This window comes from Allobosea sp. 05T438 (assembly GCF_056396025.1).
Window position 1 is genome coordinate 23,454 of the sequence record NZ_JBFTKQ010000021.1, and the last position, 15,828, is coordinate 39,281.

Genomic DNA, 15,828 nt, shown 5'->3' on the forward strand with positions numbered 1-15,828 from the left:
AGCGTCAGCATCGAAATTTGGGGAGCCGCTTAAGCATTAGACAATCCTCGGCTCGCGAGCGGTTGAGCACTGTTTGGCTTCTGCCGCGTCCGACCAGGCCCAGATTTCCTGCTCCCGGCCGACGCCCTAGGTGGCGGCGGTGGAGTTACATTCTTCGCCTCACGGGCACGAACATCTTGGTTCCAGCGGTGGAATCCATAACCGATGGCTCCTGCCAGGAGAACGGGAGTCGGAATGCACGTGGCCAGCAGCGTTAGCCGGACAGCGAGTTTCTCAGGGATGTCACCCCTTTCGACGTTCCGTGCGATCCAGGCTCCGGCCAGGCCCGAGAATGCGGCTCTGATCATTTCTGTTTCTCTGCCGCCCCTGGCGTGACGGGTACTTGCTCGGCCACAGGGTCGCTTGCGGGAAATGTATCTTTGAGCGCCCGTTCCAATTTCTGGTCAGGCGTCATTTCGCGCTCTTCTTGTCGTTGAGTTTTTTGCTCTTGCTTGAGGCTTTCGACCGCCGGACTCTTCTCTTGCGCCATTTTAGCCTCCACATGTTGCCTATGCGCAGCGGAGGAGGAACGCCGAGAGCGGGTCTGCCGTTCCCCTCCATCGAAAACGGTTTTGTACGGCGTTGCTGGGAACAAGCAGGGCGCGCATCTCGTTGTCAGCGCGGCATCACGAGATGCCTGAATGCTCTCCAGTTGGATGCGTTGCCGCCGGTCGCAACCGAGAGGAGGGCAAAGCCAGTTTCCCGGCGACGCCGGAACCACGTAGTCCTGACTGAAGTCAGAGGCCCGTCGCTTCCCCAAGCGGCGGGCTTATCACTTTTGGCCGGCCAGACGCCGGATGCTCTGCGATGGTCGGCCCGGGTCGGCTTTGTGTCGGTCGAACTGTGCCGTTCGGTGAAGAAGTGCGGAAGTTGCTTGGGGTCAGGAACGAGCCAGGCGGGCGAGGGTTAAAAAATCTTCTTGGGAGAAGCGGCCATGCCGAAGATGATCGTGACAGCCTTGCGCTTCGAGCCGCGCAACTTTCGCTCAAAGGCCGTGGCGATCTCTCGATGACATCGAGGACATCGGCGGATGCGCAACGCAATGGAATTCAAAGGCGCCGCCATCGCTGGCGCACGCCGTTGCAAACTCTCTCGGAACGGTGGAGCAGGCCGGCAAGATGCCACAATGTAAGAAGTCGCCTTCGCTCGCGTTCACGATCTCATTTGACCCGCGTCCATGCCCCATCGAAGGCCGCCTGGGCGCGCGCAAGATCTGCCGGCGATATGGCGATGACAATGGCACGGAGCCCAGCCTGGAGAGGTTGCCCCATGCGCGCACCGTCATGAGAGACCCCGCGAGCTCCGCTGACGGGGCCGATTGTAATAGAGAAGCGTTGGGTCTTGCTTCTGGATGACGAAGTGAGGCGATGGAGGGAGCGGGCGCGAGCGCGTCGTTGTGCTCATTGGTCCGCCATTTCGCTCGCAATTACGGTCGATCGGTGCATACCCTTTGTTGCCGGAGCAACGCTGCCGCGATCCAATCGTTTCCGTGGACCGCAAAAACGCCCGGCTCCAAGCGGAGCCGGGCTACGCAGGCGCAATCAATCAGAGCGTTGGATCGACCCGTAGGTTCTCGTCGCGATGCTCTCCGCCGAGCGTCGCCGCCCAGGCCGCGGCGGCAGCCCCCACCAGGAGCGCAGCCGCCGTGAGAAAAGCCGTGAGGACCGCAATCTTGCGCGCCCGCTCCGCCGCCTGCTTGGCGGTTTCTCTGGCCTGCGAGAGCCGGGCATAGGCATCGTCGATGCGCTTCTGCGCATCCTGCTCACTGATGCCGGATCGCGCGGCGAGCCGCGATGCGAGATAATCCCGGTCGCTCTGTTCGATCTTGTCGTTCTTGAGCGCGCTGACGAAAATCCGCGAGGCTTCGTCACGTTCCTGGGCCGTCGGCGGCTGCTGACCGTTGGCGCGCATGACGTTGTCGAGCGTCATCGCGAGCGGATCGACATTCTGCGAGACCAGCGATGCCAGCCCGGAGCTGGCGCTGGCGACGCCGCTGGCCGCCGTCTTCGCCGCGCCGAACAGCGATGAGGTCGCGACCACGGTGATCAGAAGCGCACCGGTCGCCCAGACGAGTAGACCATGGGTCGCATCGCGCACCTTGCGCTCCTCGCCATTGGCATCAAAGTTCGGCTGGCGCATTCGCCCTGCGAGATAGCCGCCAGCCATCGTGGCCGAAGCCATGACCCAGAGCGCCCACAAAGCGCCTGCAATCGCCAGCGCCGTGGCACTGGAGCTCTTTTCGAAATCGACGGAGACCATCGACAGGCCAATCGCGGATCCGAAGACCGTCATGATGGTCGAGATGGCAGTCGCGATGACCGCGCCACCGAGGATCGGACCCCATTGCACATAGGAGCGGTTCTCCTTGTTGACGGTCACGGGGGCGACGACGACGTCCGTTCCAGACATGGACATGGCGCTTTCCTATCGAAGACCGAGGAACGACAGGATGGCCATGATGACCACCACGAGACCGACGAGATAAATGATGCTGTCCATGAGCCCCTCCTGCTCGTGAGCGAAAGTGAGGGCGAAACGGCTGGCACTGCGGATAGGTTCCTGAACTGCTTACTTCTGGATACTTTCTGGTCGTGCCAGCAACCTGTCGCCCTGTGCGCTATTGACGATGGGGCATCGCTAGGCTACCAGTCTCTCATCGAGATCGGGGGGTGGAGCGTTATCTGATCGCCGTGCCCATGCTGTTCAGACGATCCTCCCGACCGTCGCTGAGGAGCGCCAGAGGGCGAGCCGCTGGCTGGAAATCCATGAAATCGCTTCTGCCGTGAGGAAGGCACCCGGCGGGAAGCAAAAGGGTGTCGCCCTCTGCTGGCTCTGAGCCTATTCGCGGGACAAGACACCGACTAATCTGCGCAGCGGCCCCGGCTTCCGCGAAAACCTATCGAATCTATAGGAGCAGCGGCTCCTTCATCGATGTCGTCGCGACGCTGCCGGATGGACGACCTCGCGCTTCCTGGGCGTCGCGGAGGCTGCAACGCTGCGCAAGCCTTATAGCCTCGCCTCGCTCGAAGGCGCGCGGCGTAACCTTGTTGGTGCCGGCTAGGGCCTGCTGACTTGATGCGAAAACGCATAGTCATCCCGGGCTAGACCCGGGACCCATCGTAGAGCGCTACGTCCTTCGATGGATTCCGGGTCGGCGCCGCTGACACGGCTTGCCGGAATGACGACGCATTTCTGCGACAGTGAAGCACGCTCTTGCTTTCGAGTTTTCGATGCGGTTCAGGCCATCTCGGAGATGGGAGGCGCGAGTCCGGCTAGGGACAGGTCCATGACGGCATGGGTACCGCGTCCGCCCGTATCCTCGTAGCGCAGTTCGGCGGCGAGGCTTTTGGCCATCGCACGCACGATCTTGCTGCCGAGGCCGGTGCCCTTGATCGTGCCCGTCCCGGTCCAGCCGATGCCGTCGTCGAGGACCTTCAGGGTTACCTTGTCTCCCTCGCTGGAAAGGATGACCCGCACTTCGCCGGTGCCGTTCGGGTAGGCGTATTTCAGCGCATTGGTGACGAGCTCCGTCGCGATCAGCCCGATCGAGATGGCCTTGTCGGTTTTCGCCAGGACCGGCACCGCCTCGAAGCGGATCGTCGGCATTTGGCCGGAGCCGGTCAACGACTGCGCGAAATCCTCCATCAGGGAGCGAAGATAGCCGGCGAGATCCACGAAGCGGACATCGTCGGAGGTGTAGAGGCTGCGATGGAGGTTGCCGATCGCGGTGATGCGGGCCTGCGTCTCGGCGAGCGCCGCCTTGGCGCCGGGGTCCTTGAGGGAATTGGCCTGCATCCGGACGAGCGAGCCGACCAGCGACAGGCTGTTGGCGACGCGGTGATTGACCTCGGCCAGCAGCGTCACCGCCCGGTCGCGCGCGGCCCGTACTTCCTGTTCCGCCTGTTCGCGGGCGCGCGTCAACCGCGTCTTCACCACGGCATGTTCCAGCGCCGCCCGCAGCAGGATCTCGAAATCCTCGCCGACGGTCTTGACGACATAATCCATGGCACCGGCTTTCAAGGCGGTCACCGCGATCGACAGCTCCGAGGAAGCCGTCACGTAGATGACCGCGGGGGCGGCGGCATCGGCGGAAAGCGCCGAGAGGACATCGAGCCCGGATGCCGTTCCGAGATCATGATCGAGGATGATGACGTCGATCCCGCCCGCTTGTGCCCGGGAGAGGCCTGCCTCGTCGGTCGCGACGTGCTCGACGACATAGTTGTGGCGCGCAAGCATGCGCTGCACGAGGCGCCCCAGCGTGGCGTCGTCGTCGATATAGAGGACGTTGATCGGCCGGTTCGGCATCAGCGGCGGCCCCGCAAGCCGGTCATGGCGTTTCCGGAACCTGGATGACGGAGAAGAACAGCCCGAGCTGGCGGATCGCATTGGCGAAGCCGTCATAGTCCACGGGCTTGGTGATGTAGACGTTGGCGCCGAGGTCGTAGCAGCGCTGGATCTCGCGGCTATCATCGGTCGTGGTCAGCACGACGACCGGCGAGCGCTTGGTGTGGATGTTCCCCTTCACCTTTTCGAGGATGTCGACGCCGCCCATGTCAGGCAGGTTGAGATCGAGCAGGATAAGGAGTTGGCGGCCGGCGCTGACGGCGCCGGTGCCGTCGGCGCCGAAGAGATAGGCCAGCGCATCATTCCCAGTGACGAAGGGAATGATTTCGTTGCTGACACCGGCGCGGCGGATGTTCTTCTCGATGAGGCGGGCATGGCCTTCATCGTCCTCGATCATGATGATCGAAACGGGCTTTCCATTGGTCACGCTTCGGCACTCCGTCTGTAGGCCGCAAGGTCGGGTGGCAGGGTCACGGTAAAGGTCGTGCCCTTTCCAAGTTCTGAGCGCACGGTGATGTCGCCGCCGAGATTGCGCACCAAGGTGCGGACATGGGCGAGGCCGATGCCTTCGCCCGCGGTGTTCTGTGTACCGGCCCGGCGGAACAGCTCGAAAATGCGCTCGTGGTCGCTCGCCGCGATGCCGCGGCCATTATCCTCGATCTCGATCTTCACCCAGCCGTGGCGCTCCCGCCGTGTCCGGACGGCTATCCGGATCGGCCGATCCGGCGCCCGGTACTTGATGGCATTGTCCAGGAGATTGCCCATGACCTGGTCGAGCGACAGCCGATCGCTGACGACGCGAGGGACTTGCGCGTTGATCTCGATCCCGCCGCCCTCCTCCGCGCTGGCCTGGTGATGGACCGCCGCCGCAGCGGTCTCGATCAGCGCGGTGAGATCGAGGCTCTCGGGCCGCAACTCGCGCCGGCCCTCTCGGGAGATCTTGAGGATCGCGTTGATGAGCCCGTCCATCTTGCGCGTCGACGAGCGGATGAAGCCGATCGCCTCGGCTACATCGACGCGCAGCGCTTCCTCGGCCGCAGCCTTCTGTTCCGGAGAGGCGACGGCTCCGGCACCGACATAGGTGTCGATCGGCTTGAACATCGCCTCCAGCTCGCTGGTGAAGCCCATGATGTTCACCAGCGGCGCCCGAAGATCATGCGTCACGATATAGGCGAAGCGCTGAACCTCCTCATTCGCTTTGACGAGTGCATCGGTGCGCTGGCGTACGCGCTCCTCAAGTCCGATATTGAGCCCCTCGACCTCCCGGCGCGTCTCGACGAGCTCGCGCGTGTAGCTGATGATCGTCCAGCTCGCCGCCCCGGCCATTGCCAGAAGCAGGATTGCGCCGATGATCGTCGTCCAGCGCAGCCTGGCCGAGGCCGTGACCTGCGCGTCTATCGCTTCCCTGAGCTCCGTTTCCGAAATGGCGAGAATCGCGTTCAGGTCGGCTCGCAATTCATCCATGAGCCGCTTGCCGGCGCCGCTGCGGACTAGGTTCATCGTCGCCTCGGTATCGCCCTTGCGCGTCGTCTCGACCGTTGCGGCGAGCTCCGCCATCTTTTGGTCGAGTACGCGGTTGACGCGCTGCAGGATCGGGCCGATCTCGCGCAGCCGGGCCGCGGCCCGTTCAAGTCTGGCGCGCTGTTCCGGAAGCCTCGAGACCGCAGCGTTATAGGGAGCGAGATAGCTTTCATCGCGCGTCAGCAGATAGCCGCGCTGGCCGGTCTCCGCGTCCTGCACGAGCGACAGCAGATCAGCGGAAGAGCTGCGTACCGCGCGGGCCGCGGTCACCTCGCCGAAATAGCGTTCGCTGGCCGTCGTCAGCCAGAGCGACGTGGCCACGATGACGACCAGCACCGCGATGCCGACGGCCAAAAGCAGGGCGTTAGAGCGTTGGAAGAACGCCTGGGAGATAGGCATGCAGAGGACCGGTTGGTGGGATAAACCTCTTCTGCGCCAATCAAAGCTTCCCGAGCAACAGCAAAAGACATTGCTACGCGCTTGTCCCTGTGCAGGGCGGCGAAAGACTTATCCGCTGGATTGCCACGATGCGGCATTGGCTGAGTGCGGCTGCGCGCTGGGCCTACCTTCAACTTTTTCTGTTGGGATTTGACGACGGAAGGCCGTCCAAACGCAAATTGGCTACGTAGATCTCTGTCCCTTGCGCGTTCTGCACCGTGACCGAAAGCGACATATGATCGCCATTGGGCAGCTTTTCACGGTTCAAAGCAGCGAGCAGTTCCTTGGCTGCATTTCGCGCGCTTTGGTCATCGGGCAAATCCGTGCCCTCCTCGTCGATCTCGAGCTTCTCTCCGTCGCGCGTATGAAAGAAGTAGCTGGGCATGCCAGCCTAATGCCCTCGGGGCCCAACCTGTTCCTCAATCGCTCTCGATTTTCGCGGCGCCAGGCTGGAGATGCAGATAGTCCGGATCGAAGCCCGCCAAATGGCAGAGCCCCTTCCAGTCCAGAACCGTCAGGCGGTTGGCTCGAATCCGAACGAGTTTGGCCTCCCGGATTTCTCGAAGTTTCTTGTTCATGTGGACCGTGGACAGCCCCAATGCGTCGGCGATTTCGGGCTGCGTCAAAGGCAGGTTGCAGGTCACGCCATCGGACAGGCCAATCGCCGTCATCTTGGTGATGAACTCGCAGAACAAGTGGGCGATCCGACTGGGCGCCGAGCGGCGCCCAATGCCCACCATCCATTCGCGGTAAATCGAGGCTTCAATGAGCGTTTCTCGCCAGAACGCTTCGGAAATTCGGTAGGATGCCCTTGTGAGTGCGCGAACGGCATCGTGAGGAATCAAGCCAACCACTGCCGGCGTCAGGGCCCCCAGGCAATGATCCATGCGCTCGATGAGCAGCGAGTGGATATCTGGAATGTCGCCGGGAAGATGAAGCGACAGGATCTGTCGGGCGCCATCGCCCACGATCTTGTAGCGGCAAACGAGCCCTTCGGCGACCAAGCAGCACTGCTTCGTGATCTCTCCCTCGCGGACAATGTCCTGGCCGGCTTCGAAACGCTTCAAGGTAAGTGGCAAATCCAGCAGCTTCTCCCGCTCGGCAGGCGGCAGAGGAATATGGGTTTCGAGCTTGAGAACGAGACGCTCCAGATAAAGCTGCTTATCCATTCGTTCCCTGCCGTTCAGGTGGCGCGATGCCAGGACATGTCATCCAGTTCCATGCGCACTTCAAATGCCATGCCAGCAGAACGCAACTATACCCCTTCGATGTCATCGCCACATGCCGCGCATCTTGGCCCTGACATCAACCTTTGGTCCTCCCGGCGAAGCCCGAGGGCCGTCTGCGGCTGAGATGGGCCGGGCCGTCCGCTCACACTGCCCGCGAAGCGCATTCGGAATGAAGCGGGTCCGGTTATCCACCCGCGGTCTGTTCGAGCTCAACCAGATCGGCTTTCAGCGAGGAGAAGAAGCCCTCTATCGCGGCATTGTCCCAGACATTGCCCGAGCGGCTCATCGAGCAGGTGACGCCTTGTCGGCCATGAGCTTCTGGAACTGTCGGCATACTGGGCGGATTCAACCGGTCGTCGCGACGGGGCATTGATTGGCAGATTGTACGTGACGAAGCCGATCAGGTGCGTGTCATAGCCAAGAAGGTGCTGGAGAACCGCGAAGGCCGATCGACGCTGAAACAGCAGGCGGTCCTGTTCCGGGCGTCACATCACAGCGGCCCGCTTGAAATCGAGCTCACGCGCCGGAACATACCGTTTGTCAAATTCGGCGGGCTGAAGTTCCTCGATAGCGCCCATATCAAGGACCTGCTGGCCCTACTGCGCTTCGTCGAGAACCCGCGCGACAAGGTCTCTGGCTTCCGGTGCTGCAGCTGCTGCCCGGTGTCGGCCCGACCTCGGCGCAGCGCGTCCTTGAGCATGTCGCGCAGGCTTCGGCACCCATTGAAGCATTCGAGAACGCTCCGGCTCCACCGAGGGCCGGCGATGACTGGTCGTCATTCGTTTCCGCGGTCAACGAGCTGCGCGCCGACACGGCCGGTTGGCCGGCCGAGATCGAACGTGCCCGGCGCTGGTACGAACCTCATCTAGAGCGCATTCATGAGGATGCCAGCACTCGGCAAACCGAGCGGATCAGAGGCAGAGTCTACCGGACACGCGACGACGCTCGTGATGTTCGACTAAATCGAACGGTTCTACAACGCCGTTCGCAGGCACTCGACCATCGGCTACATCAGCCCGGTCGAGTTCGAAAAGAAGGTGGGATTGGCCTAACCCTCTGTCCACAGAACCAGCAGCAGGCCAGTTGAAACGTTCGTGTCTTTGATCCTTGGTTGCGTCTCCTGACCGATCGTCGAGAGCGCGCAGCACCGGGCGCCGAGCAAGCGCCGTGAAGGTCGTTTGGGGGCGCGGGCTTCTGGGTCTGGAATAGGTCTGAGGCGAGGCTTACGGAGTCGGGCAAGCCAGGTCGTGTTCTTGGACCAGTTCCGCATAATTAGCTCGGTCCGCGGGGGAGCGCCCCCGCCCTTTCAAAGGAACCGAACTTCAATCCTTTGTCGCATCCGGGAGCCGCGCGTGGGTCACTGCTTTTGTGCAGATGCGCAATCATCGCGCCGGAACATCGGGTCTTTCTGCACGGCGATTCGCGTGCGAGTCGATGAATCGACGTGACGATTCATTTGAATCGCTGCTTGAAACGTCTCGCCTTCGTCATGTGCACAGAATGGGTTCAAACTCCCGTTTCCTTCGGGGTCAAACGTAAGATATTGAAGTGATTACAAAAAATGTGGGTTGATCAGGGCCCGCCTCTGCCTGCGCTAAGGAGTCGTTAACCACTAATTTCTTGCCTGCGAGCGGCTCATTGGTATCGTCACGGTTAAATGAGCGAACGGCTCGATTTTCCGTGACGAAAGAATCAAAGCGTGAGCGTTTCCGTAGACCATTCGCGTATTGTGATCGACGGCGTCGATGAGACGATCGGCGAGCAGGCGGAATTGCTCAGCTCCCAACTTCAGGCGATGAGCGAAGCGCTCTTCCCGCCAATGGCCAGGAAGATGCTGCGTCGCTTCACCTCCGGCGAGGCTGCGCGCCTGATCGGCATCTCGGACTCCACCCTGCGCAAAATGACGTTGGCTGGCGAAGGCCCAATGCCGGAGACCAGCAGCAATGGGCGGCGGCTTTACACGCTCGCTCAGATCAACGAAGTTCGACACGTGCTCGCCAGTTCGGCGCGAGGGCGCGAGAGCTTCGAGTTCCTGCCCCATCGGCGACCTGGAGAGCACCTCCAGGTCATCGCGGTTACGAATTTCAAAGGCGGCTCGGGAAAGACGACGACCTCCGCGCATCTGGCTCAGCACCTGGCGCTGCAGGGCTATCGGGTTCTTGCGGTGGATCTCGACCCTCAGGCGAGTCTCTCCGCCCTGCTCGGCTTTTTGCCTGAAACAGATGTTGCCGCGAACCAGACCCTCTATGCTGCGATCCGCTACGACGAAGACAAGCGCCCCCTGAGCGAGGTTATTCGATCGACCTATTTCGATGGGCTCGATCTCGTTCCGGGAAATCTGGAACTCATGGAATTCGAGCACGCGACGCCGAAGGCGTTGATTGCCAAGGATCGGACCAGCGACGGGCTTTTTTTTACACGTATAGCGCGGGCACTTGATGAAGTTGCAGATCGCTATGACGTGGTGGTCATCGACTGCCCCCCTCAGTTGGGGTTCCTGACGCTCAGCGGCCTCTGCGCGGCTACGGCGATGATCGTCACCATCCATCCGCAGATGTTAGATATTGCGTCGATGAGTCAGTTTCTACTTATGACTCGTGATCTGCTCGGCGTGGTGCGCGAGGCAGGTGGCGAGCTGAAGTATGATTTCCTGCGGTACTTGTTGACACGCTATGAGCCGCAGGACGCACCCCAGACCAAGGTCGCAGCGCTACTTCGCAATCTGTTCGACGACTTCGTTTTGACCAATGCAATGGTGAAGTCAGCTGCGATTTCGGACGCAGGTCTCACCAAGCAAACGCTTTACGAGATCGGGCGGGAGAACCTGACGCGCACCACCTACGATAGGGCCATGGAGTCTCTCGACGCGGTCAATCGAGAAGTCGAAGGCCTGATCAAATCCGCCTGGGGGAGGCGTCCGTGATGCCTCGGACCTACCTCACGGCACCCCGCTTTATCTCGTTGCATTTCGTTTTCGGGAGCGGCGAGCGGCGGCGTCCAATGCACCGGTGTGTTGGGAGCTCCCAACACGCTTCTGCCCATTCCAGTTCCTGGTCGAGGTTGGGAGCTCCCAACAACCTTCGATCTGCTGCCTTTGAGGAGGCGCCTCGACCAAGCTACGCAGCCCCCGTTTGGAAAGGAGGACGAGCATGAGCCGCCGAGATCAGGTGAATTCGCTGTTCTTCAAGAAGCCGGAGGCGGTAGGACCCTCGCCTGCCAAACCGGCCGAGCGTGTCAGGACCGGTGCAGTCGCAGCGATGGGGGCATCGCTCCAAGAATTGTCCGAGAACGCCAAGACTGTTGACAAACTACGGCAGCAACTGGCCGCGGGCGACACCGTCATAGCGCTGAGTGCCAGCCAGGTTGAAGGTTCTACGATCGCGGACCGCATCCCAGTCGAGGTGGACCGCGGCTTCGAACGGCTTATGGCAAGCATCGCGGAGAACGGGCAGCAAGTACCAATTTTGGTGCGCCCTCACCCGCGGGAATCTGGCCGCTTTCAAATCGCCTATGGCCGACGCCGGCTTCGCGCAGCCGCCGCCCTGGGGCGTGAGGTCAAAGCGATCGTTCGCGAACTCACGGACGCTGAGCTGATTGTCGCCCAGGGCCGCGAGAACCTCGATCGCGAGGACCTGTCGTTCATCGAGAAGGCACTATTCGCCAAACGCTTGGAAGATGCAGGGTATGACCGGCACACGCTTGTCGCAGCGTTGGCGACGGACAAGGCCGATCTTAGTCGCTACATCACGATTGCTCGGCGCATTCCTGAAGCCATCATTCACCGGATTGGCCCGGCTCCAAAGACAGGCCGTGCGCGCTGGCTTGGCCTAGCCGAGAAACTGGAAGACGCCAAACTGCGGGCGTCTGTGGAGGCGGTACTGAATGAGGATCGACTGAAGTCATTCGATAGCGACGAACGATTCAAAGCGGCCTGGTTGGCCGTCGACAAGGTGGGCAGCCGCCAGGTCAGAAGCAGTGAGAAGTTGGATCTCCGCACTCCGGAAGGACGACGATTGGGCCAAGCTACGTTTGCGCGCGGTGAAGTGCGCCTGGTCGTAGACGCCAAGTCCGCAGCGGCTTTCGCCGTTTTCATGAAATCGGAGTTGGCCGAGTTGATGCAACGGTTTGCTGATCACTCTGGCGACTGATCGATCACAGTCGAGAACGAAGGGAGGGCAGATGCATAGTCGCCGCAGGAACTGAGAGCTTGCTCTCAGTGTCGTAGGCTTTTCAATAATCCAGCAAAAGAAAAAGGCCCCCGAAACGGTGTCCCGGAAGCCCTTCTCGTAGTTCGCACCTTGAGAATCGCACTTCCTCGAATCGCCGTCAAGAGTCTCTTGGAGACGAAGCGCCTTTTCGGCGAGCGGACGTCTTTTGCCTAATCACAGGTAAGGAAACGTGGTTAATCACGCCGCAACGACGCCCTTTGGGCGGCGGACGCTGACGCTCGCCCATGTAGCAAGCCAAGCGCTCGCGAAAGAACGACTGCCCGAGAAGGCCGTCCACAAATGGAATCTATTTCGGGATATCTGCACGGCCAAGGCTCGGCTCCGCGTGAATGAACGCGCCTTGGCGGTGCTCGACGCTCTGCTCACATTTCATCCGGAGACGGTTCTGACTGGCGAGCAACTCGTCGTCTTCCCGTCGAACCAGCAGCTGGCCCTTAGGGCGCACGGGATGTCCCCGGCGACGCTACGGCGCCATCTTGCGGTGCTCGTTGACTCGGGTCTCATCATCCGCCGCGATAGCCCCAACGGGAAGCGCTACGCGCGGAAGGGGAGGACAGGGGATATCGAGCTTGCCTTCGGCTTCGATCTGTCTCCCTTGGTTGTTCGATCCGCCGAGATCGAGAGCGCGGCCGAGGACGTCAGGCTCGAGGAGCGAGCCCTGAAGCTCGCGCGGGAGCGCATCACCATCTGCCGGCGGGACATCGCCAAGATGATAGCCACAGCGATGGAGGAAGGCGTCCCGGCTCACCAGGCGGGGCAGGGGCCTTCAACCTGGCAGGAGATCCACGCGCTCTACCGGTCGATCGTTGACCGGATTCCGCGCACGGCCCCGCGGGAGGTTCTCGAGCCAATTGCCGAAGAGCTATCGATGCTGGCCGACGAAATCCTCAACCTGCTGGAACTCCATGCAAAAAATCAGAATATAAGCGGCAATGAGTCTCATTCTGAGCGGCACAAACAGAATTCAAATACACAACCACCTATTGATCTTGAACCTAGCTTTCCAGAAAGCAGGGCGGTCAAAGTCGAGATTGATCCTGAACCCGTGAGGAAGGCAGAACGGCCGTTCCCGCTGGGAATGGTCCTCGATGCCTGCCCGGATATCATCGATTACGCCCGCGGCGGAATTTCCAGCTGGCGAGACTTCCTGGCGACGGCGGCTATGGTGCGATCGATGCTCGGAATAAGCCCGAGCGCCTGGTTGGACGCGCAGAATGCGATGGGCGAAACGGAGGCCTCGATTGTCGTGGCCGCAATCATGCAGCGGGGCGAGGCGATTTCCAGCGCCGGCGGATATCTGCGCGGCCTGACACGGAAAGCCGAGGCTAACGAATTCTCAATCGGACCGATGCTGATGGCGCTGATCGGAAGCCGCCGGCGCGAGCCAAAACGGGCGTAGCTTGCCTGTAGATTGCTGGCATACGCAGGCCATTGGCGACAAAAATCGGGTACAACGGGTCTTTAGTGATGAGGTTCGCGCGATGAATTGGAAGCCGCCTGCGCCGATCGATGCCAGTCCGGAAAACCGGGCCCGGGTGAGTGGACCTGGCTTACGGACGCTCCTCAATGTCGCGCGCGTCTGGGAGCTCGACGTTGCCGAGATTCAAACGCTCCTGGGTATGCCCACATCGGACGAATTTCAGACCTGGTATGATGCTGCCCGCGCCGACGAGCCTCTGACCCTTGAAACCGACGTCCTATTGCGGATTTCGGCGGTGCTCGGGATTTATAAATCCCTCCGTCTGTTGGAGGGGACTGACGACGAGAGCTCGAAATGGCTCCGAGGCATCAATCGTGAAAGCCCCTTCAATGGGAAAGCGCCGATGGAGCTGATGCTGTCCGGCTTCGAACCTGGGCTGATGGATGTCCGTGGCTACTTGCTCGCCAAGGAGTACTGCGGTGGCACCGCCCCTAACGAGGTCGACCGCAACTTCAAGCCTTTTACCGACGCCAATTTGATCTGGGTCTGATATCGCCTCGGATGACCTCTTGTGTTGCAAGGCGGTCGATTCGATATCGGCGCCGCCAGCTCCCCTGAACGATGCGGCTGAGGCGGGCTCTTGATGCTGCAGTTTCGGCGTTTCAAAGGAATAGACGTGTTTCAGATCAAGGCCACGATCCGGGGTAGCAAGGTCAAGGAAGCGGCCCCTTCTGCCACCGACGCGCTTCGCCGATACCGGGATATGCAATCACGTCCGGGTGTAACCGCTTGTTCGGTGATGAAGGGCGGTGTCCTGGTGGGCCAAGCCGAGCTCGTGAGCGCGGCGACGGTCGAGGACCTGCGCGCCAAATCCGGGATCTAACCTCGCGGCGAGGGCGAGGTTCTGCAGGACGCCTCGCGGTTCATCAACGCTGTGAATCGTCAGCACGGAATTGATTCATCCTTTGCGTTGGACGGGTGCATGCCATGGGCGCGAGATGCGCGCATGGACAGCTCCTTCGCCAAAGATGCGCCGCGCTTGCAAATGTTGGTGTTGGACCGATCTGATCCAGCGCAGAATATGGCGCGGTTCTATGTGCTCGCGATTGAGCCAACACTGTTTGGCGATGTCGCGCTCGTACGCGAATGGGGGCGCCGGGGCTGTTTCGGCCGGCGGCGGCTCGATCTCTACGGGGATCAAGAAACTGCAGCCGAGGCACTGCAGGATTGGCTGCTCAGGAAGACCCGGCGTGGCTACCGCGTCGTTGCGACTTCGATCGAAAATGAGGGACCATAAGCGGAAGAGCGTTCGGACACTCCGTTGTTGGGACGGCCAACCGTTTTGAGAGCCTAGCGGGCCGGACTCGAACCACACCGGCGCTGTTATGAGCAGCCAGCACCGGCGCGGTCGGCGTGCATCATTTTGCGCGACGAGCAAACAAGGAAGGCTGAGAGTTCGTTCCTCAACTGAAACGGAAATGAGCCTTCGATCTTCCGGACAGGCTGGCCCGCTCAGCCCACGAGCGGATCGTCCGGAGGACGGGGACTGGCTGCGTGGCTGCTTGGCCACACAAGAGGAGAGTCTGACGGTTCGCAAACGGTCGCGATTGCATGAGGTAGTGATGAGTCCGAAGCTGGCCTGAGAGGGAGGCGAAGTGATGCGTACACCTGACAGCTCGGAAGCCTCTATGGCTCGGATCAACGGCATCCTCATTCGCAGTGCCATCGTCGTGGCGATCGCCGCAGCCACCGTGCTGCCGCTGTTGCGCTAGGTTGTGCTGACTCTAGCTGCGCGTATACAGCCAGAGCCGAAAAAATCGACCTCGTAGGAAGGCCGCTGAGGGCCCTTCGTGCGTGTGCGGGCAGGGGTGATGAGGCGAAGCATCAAAGAGCCGCCAGTGGTCATTTATGCGGCTTTCGGATCTGCCGGCGAGATCGCAAATCTTGGTACTCATGATGCTCATCGCCGTGATGCACCTTTAGGCTTGCATTCTGCAAGGATTTTCCTTACTGTAAGGGGTTTCCTTACGAGGTTCGGCATGATTACGAGCAAGCTGACAAGCAAGGCACAAACGACGATTCCGCAACCCATCCGGGCAGCGCTACAGCTGCGGGAAGGCGACGAAATTGCTTATAGCATCGAAGGCGGGACCGTCGTGATCCGCAAGGCGCCGGTGTCGGTCGTGGTCGAGGATCCGTTCGGCACGTTCGGCGAGTGGGACAGCGAAGCCGATCGGAGGGCCTATGCCGACCTCTGATTTCCAGCAGGGCGACGTTGTCCGGGTGCCTTTCCCCTATACCGACCGCAACACCCGGCAACACCGTCCGGCGCTCGTCGTCAGCAACGGCGCGATCGGGGAGGGGGGTGCCCTGTTGTGGGTCGCCATGATCACCAGCGCCGAGAATCGGCCATGGGTCGGAGACGTATCGCTGGGACGGCTTTATGAAGAGGCCGGCTTGCCGGCGCCGAGTGTGATCCGTCCCGTCAAGATCGCGACAATCGAGGCAGCCCACGCTCAGAAGCTCGGCCGTATCACACCCCCGCTGATGGCTGAGGTGAGTGATCAGCTCAAGAAACATATGGGTGTCTAACGGCGTCGACCATCCG

At 61.2% G+C, this 15,828-nt stretch carries 15 protein-coding genes and 2 pseudogenes; 10 read left to right on the forward strand and 7 right to left on the reverse strand.

The window, feature by feature from the left end:
• Window positions 1–343 precede the first annotated feature (343 nt).
• The 7 genes from AC1DIN_RS25800 to AC1DIN_RS25830 form a co-directional block, all read right to left on the reverse strand.
• Window positions 344–529, reverse strand: a complete 186-nt coding sequence (locus AC1DIN_RS25800; RefSeq protein WP_476811804.1) for a hypothetical protein — start codon at window positions 527–529, stop codon at window positions 344–346.
• A 1,055-nt stretch (window positions 530–1,584) separates the two neighbouring features.
• Entirely contained in the window at window positions 1,585–2,454 is an 870-nt protein-coding gene (locus AC1DIN_RS25805) for a hypothetical protein (RefSeq protein ID WP_476811805.1), read from the reverse strand.
• Window positions 2,455–3,276: 822 nt separating this feature from the next.
• On the reverse strand, window positions 3,277–4,344 hold the full coding sequence (locus tag AC1DIN_RS25810; RefSeq protein WP_476811806.1) for a histidine kinase dimerization/phosphoacceptor domain -containing protein: 1,068 nt from the start codon (window positions 4,342–4,344) through the stop codon (window positions 3,277–3,279).
• 22 nt (window positions 4,345–4,366) lie between these two features.
• A complete protein-coding gene (locus tag AC1DIN_RS25815) occupies window positions 4,367–4,780 on the reverse strand; it encodes a response regulator (protein WP_476811830.1) in 414 nt (137 codons plus the stop codon).
• 26 nt (window positions 4,781–4,806) lie between these two features.
• Window positions 4,807–6,303: a sensor histidine kinase gene (locus tag AC1DIN_RS25820; RefSeq protein ID WP_476811807.1), complete on the reverse strand. Its 1,497-nt coding sequence runs from the start codon at window positions 6,301–6,303 to the stop codon at window positions 4,807–4,809.
• Between the two features lie 169 nt (window positions 6,304–6,472).
• Window positions 6,473–6,727 (reverse strand): DUF6894 family protein, encoded by a 255-nt coding sequence (locus AC1DIN_RS25825; RefSeq protein ID WP_441473658.1) that lies wholly within the window; start codon window positions 6,725–6,727, stop codon window positions 6,473–6,475.
• A gap of 34 nt (window positions 6,728–6,761) precedes the next feature.
• Window positions 6,762–7,511 (reverse strand): Crp/Fnr family transcriptional regulator, encoded by a 750-nt coding sequence (locus tag AC1DIN_RS25830; protein ID WP_476811808.1) that lies wholly within the window; start codon window positions 7,509–7,511, stop codon window positions 6,762–6,764.
• A gap of 443 nt (window positions 7,512–7,954) precedes the next feature.
• Between AC1DIN_RS25830 and AC1DIN_RS25835 the strand changes: the two are divergent.
• The 10 genes and pseudogenes from AC1DIN_RS25835 to AC1DIN_RS25880 all read left to right on the forward strand — a co-directional run.
• Window positions 7,955–8,487: pseudogene (locus AC1DIN_RS25835) on the forward strand (3'-5' exonuclease); the annotation flags it as partial.
• A pseudogene (locus AC1DIN_RS25840) lies at window positions 8,461–8,623 on the forward strand (IS3 family transposase); the annotation flags it as partial. The pseudogenes AC1DIN_RS25835 and AC1DIN_RS25840, both read left to right, overlap by 27 nt.
• Before the next feature lie 647 nt (window positions 8,624–9,270).
• Window positions 9,271–10,494 (forward strand): plasmid partitioning protein RepA, encoded by a 1,224-nt coding sequence (gene repA, locus AC1DIN_RS25845; protein WP_476811809.1) that lies wholly within the window; start codon window positions 9,271–9,273, stop codon window positions 10,492–10,494.
• 226 nt (window positions 10,495–10,720) lie between these two features.
• Complete coding sequence (repB, locus tag AC1DIN_RS25850) at window positions 10,721–11,719, forward strand: plasmid partitioning protein RepB (RefSeq protein ID WP_476811810.1); 999 nt, start codon at window positions 10,721–10,723, stop codon at window positions 11,717–11,719.
• Window positions 11,720–11,969: 250 nt separating this feature from the next.
• Window positions 11,970–13,199 carry a plasmid replication protein RepC gene (gene repC, locus AC1DIN_RS25855; RefSeq protein WP_476811811.1) on the forward strand — a complete coding sequence of 410 codons (1,230 nt, stop codon included), beginning with the start codon at window positions 11,970–11,972 and terminating at the stop codon, window positions 13,197–13,199.
• Between the two features lie 82 nt (window positions 13,200–13,281).
• The gene (locus tag AC1DIN_RS25860) at window positions 13,282–13,770 is read left to right on the forward strand and encodes an MbcA/ParS/Xre antitoxin family protein (protein WP_476811812.1); all 489 of its coding nucleotides are present in this window, start codon (window positions 13,282–13,284) and stop codon (window positions 13,768–13,770) included.
• A 126-nt stretch (window positions 13,771–13,896) separates the two neighbouring features.
• Window positions 13,897–14,103: a hypothetical protein gene (locus AC1DIN_RS25865; protein WP_476811813.1), complete on the forward strand. Its 207-nt coding sequence runs from the start codon at window positions 13,897–13,899 to the stop codon at window positions 14,101–14,103.
• A gap of 123 nt (window positions 14,104–14,226) precedes the next feature.
• Window positions 14,227–14,517 carry a WGR domain-containing protein gene (locus tag AC1DIN_RS25870; RefSeq protein WP_476811814.1) on the forward strand — a complete coding sequence of 97 codons (291 nt, stop codon included), beginning with the start codon at window positions 14,227–14,229 and terminating at the stop codon, window positions 14,515–14,517.
• A gap of 742 nt (window positions 14,518–15,259) precedes the next feature.
• Window positions 15,260–15,478, forward strand: a complete 219-nt coding sequence (locus tag AC1DIN_RS25875) for an AbrB/MazE/SpoVT family DNA-binding domain-containing protein (protein ID WP_476811815.1) — start codon at window positions 15,260–15,262, stop codon at window positions 15,476–15,478.
• On the forward strand, window positions 15,465–15,812 hold the full coding sequence (locus tag AC1DIN_RS25880) for a type II toxin-antitoxin system PemK/MazF family toxin (RefSeq protein ID WP_476811816.1): 348 nt from the start codon (window positions 15,465–15,467) through the stop codon (window positions 15,810–15,812). Before AC1DIN_RS25875 ends, AC1DIN_RS25880 begins: the two co-directional genes overlap by 14 nt.
• Window positions 15,813–15,828: the final 16 nt, after the last annotated feature.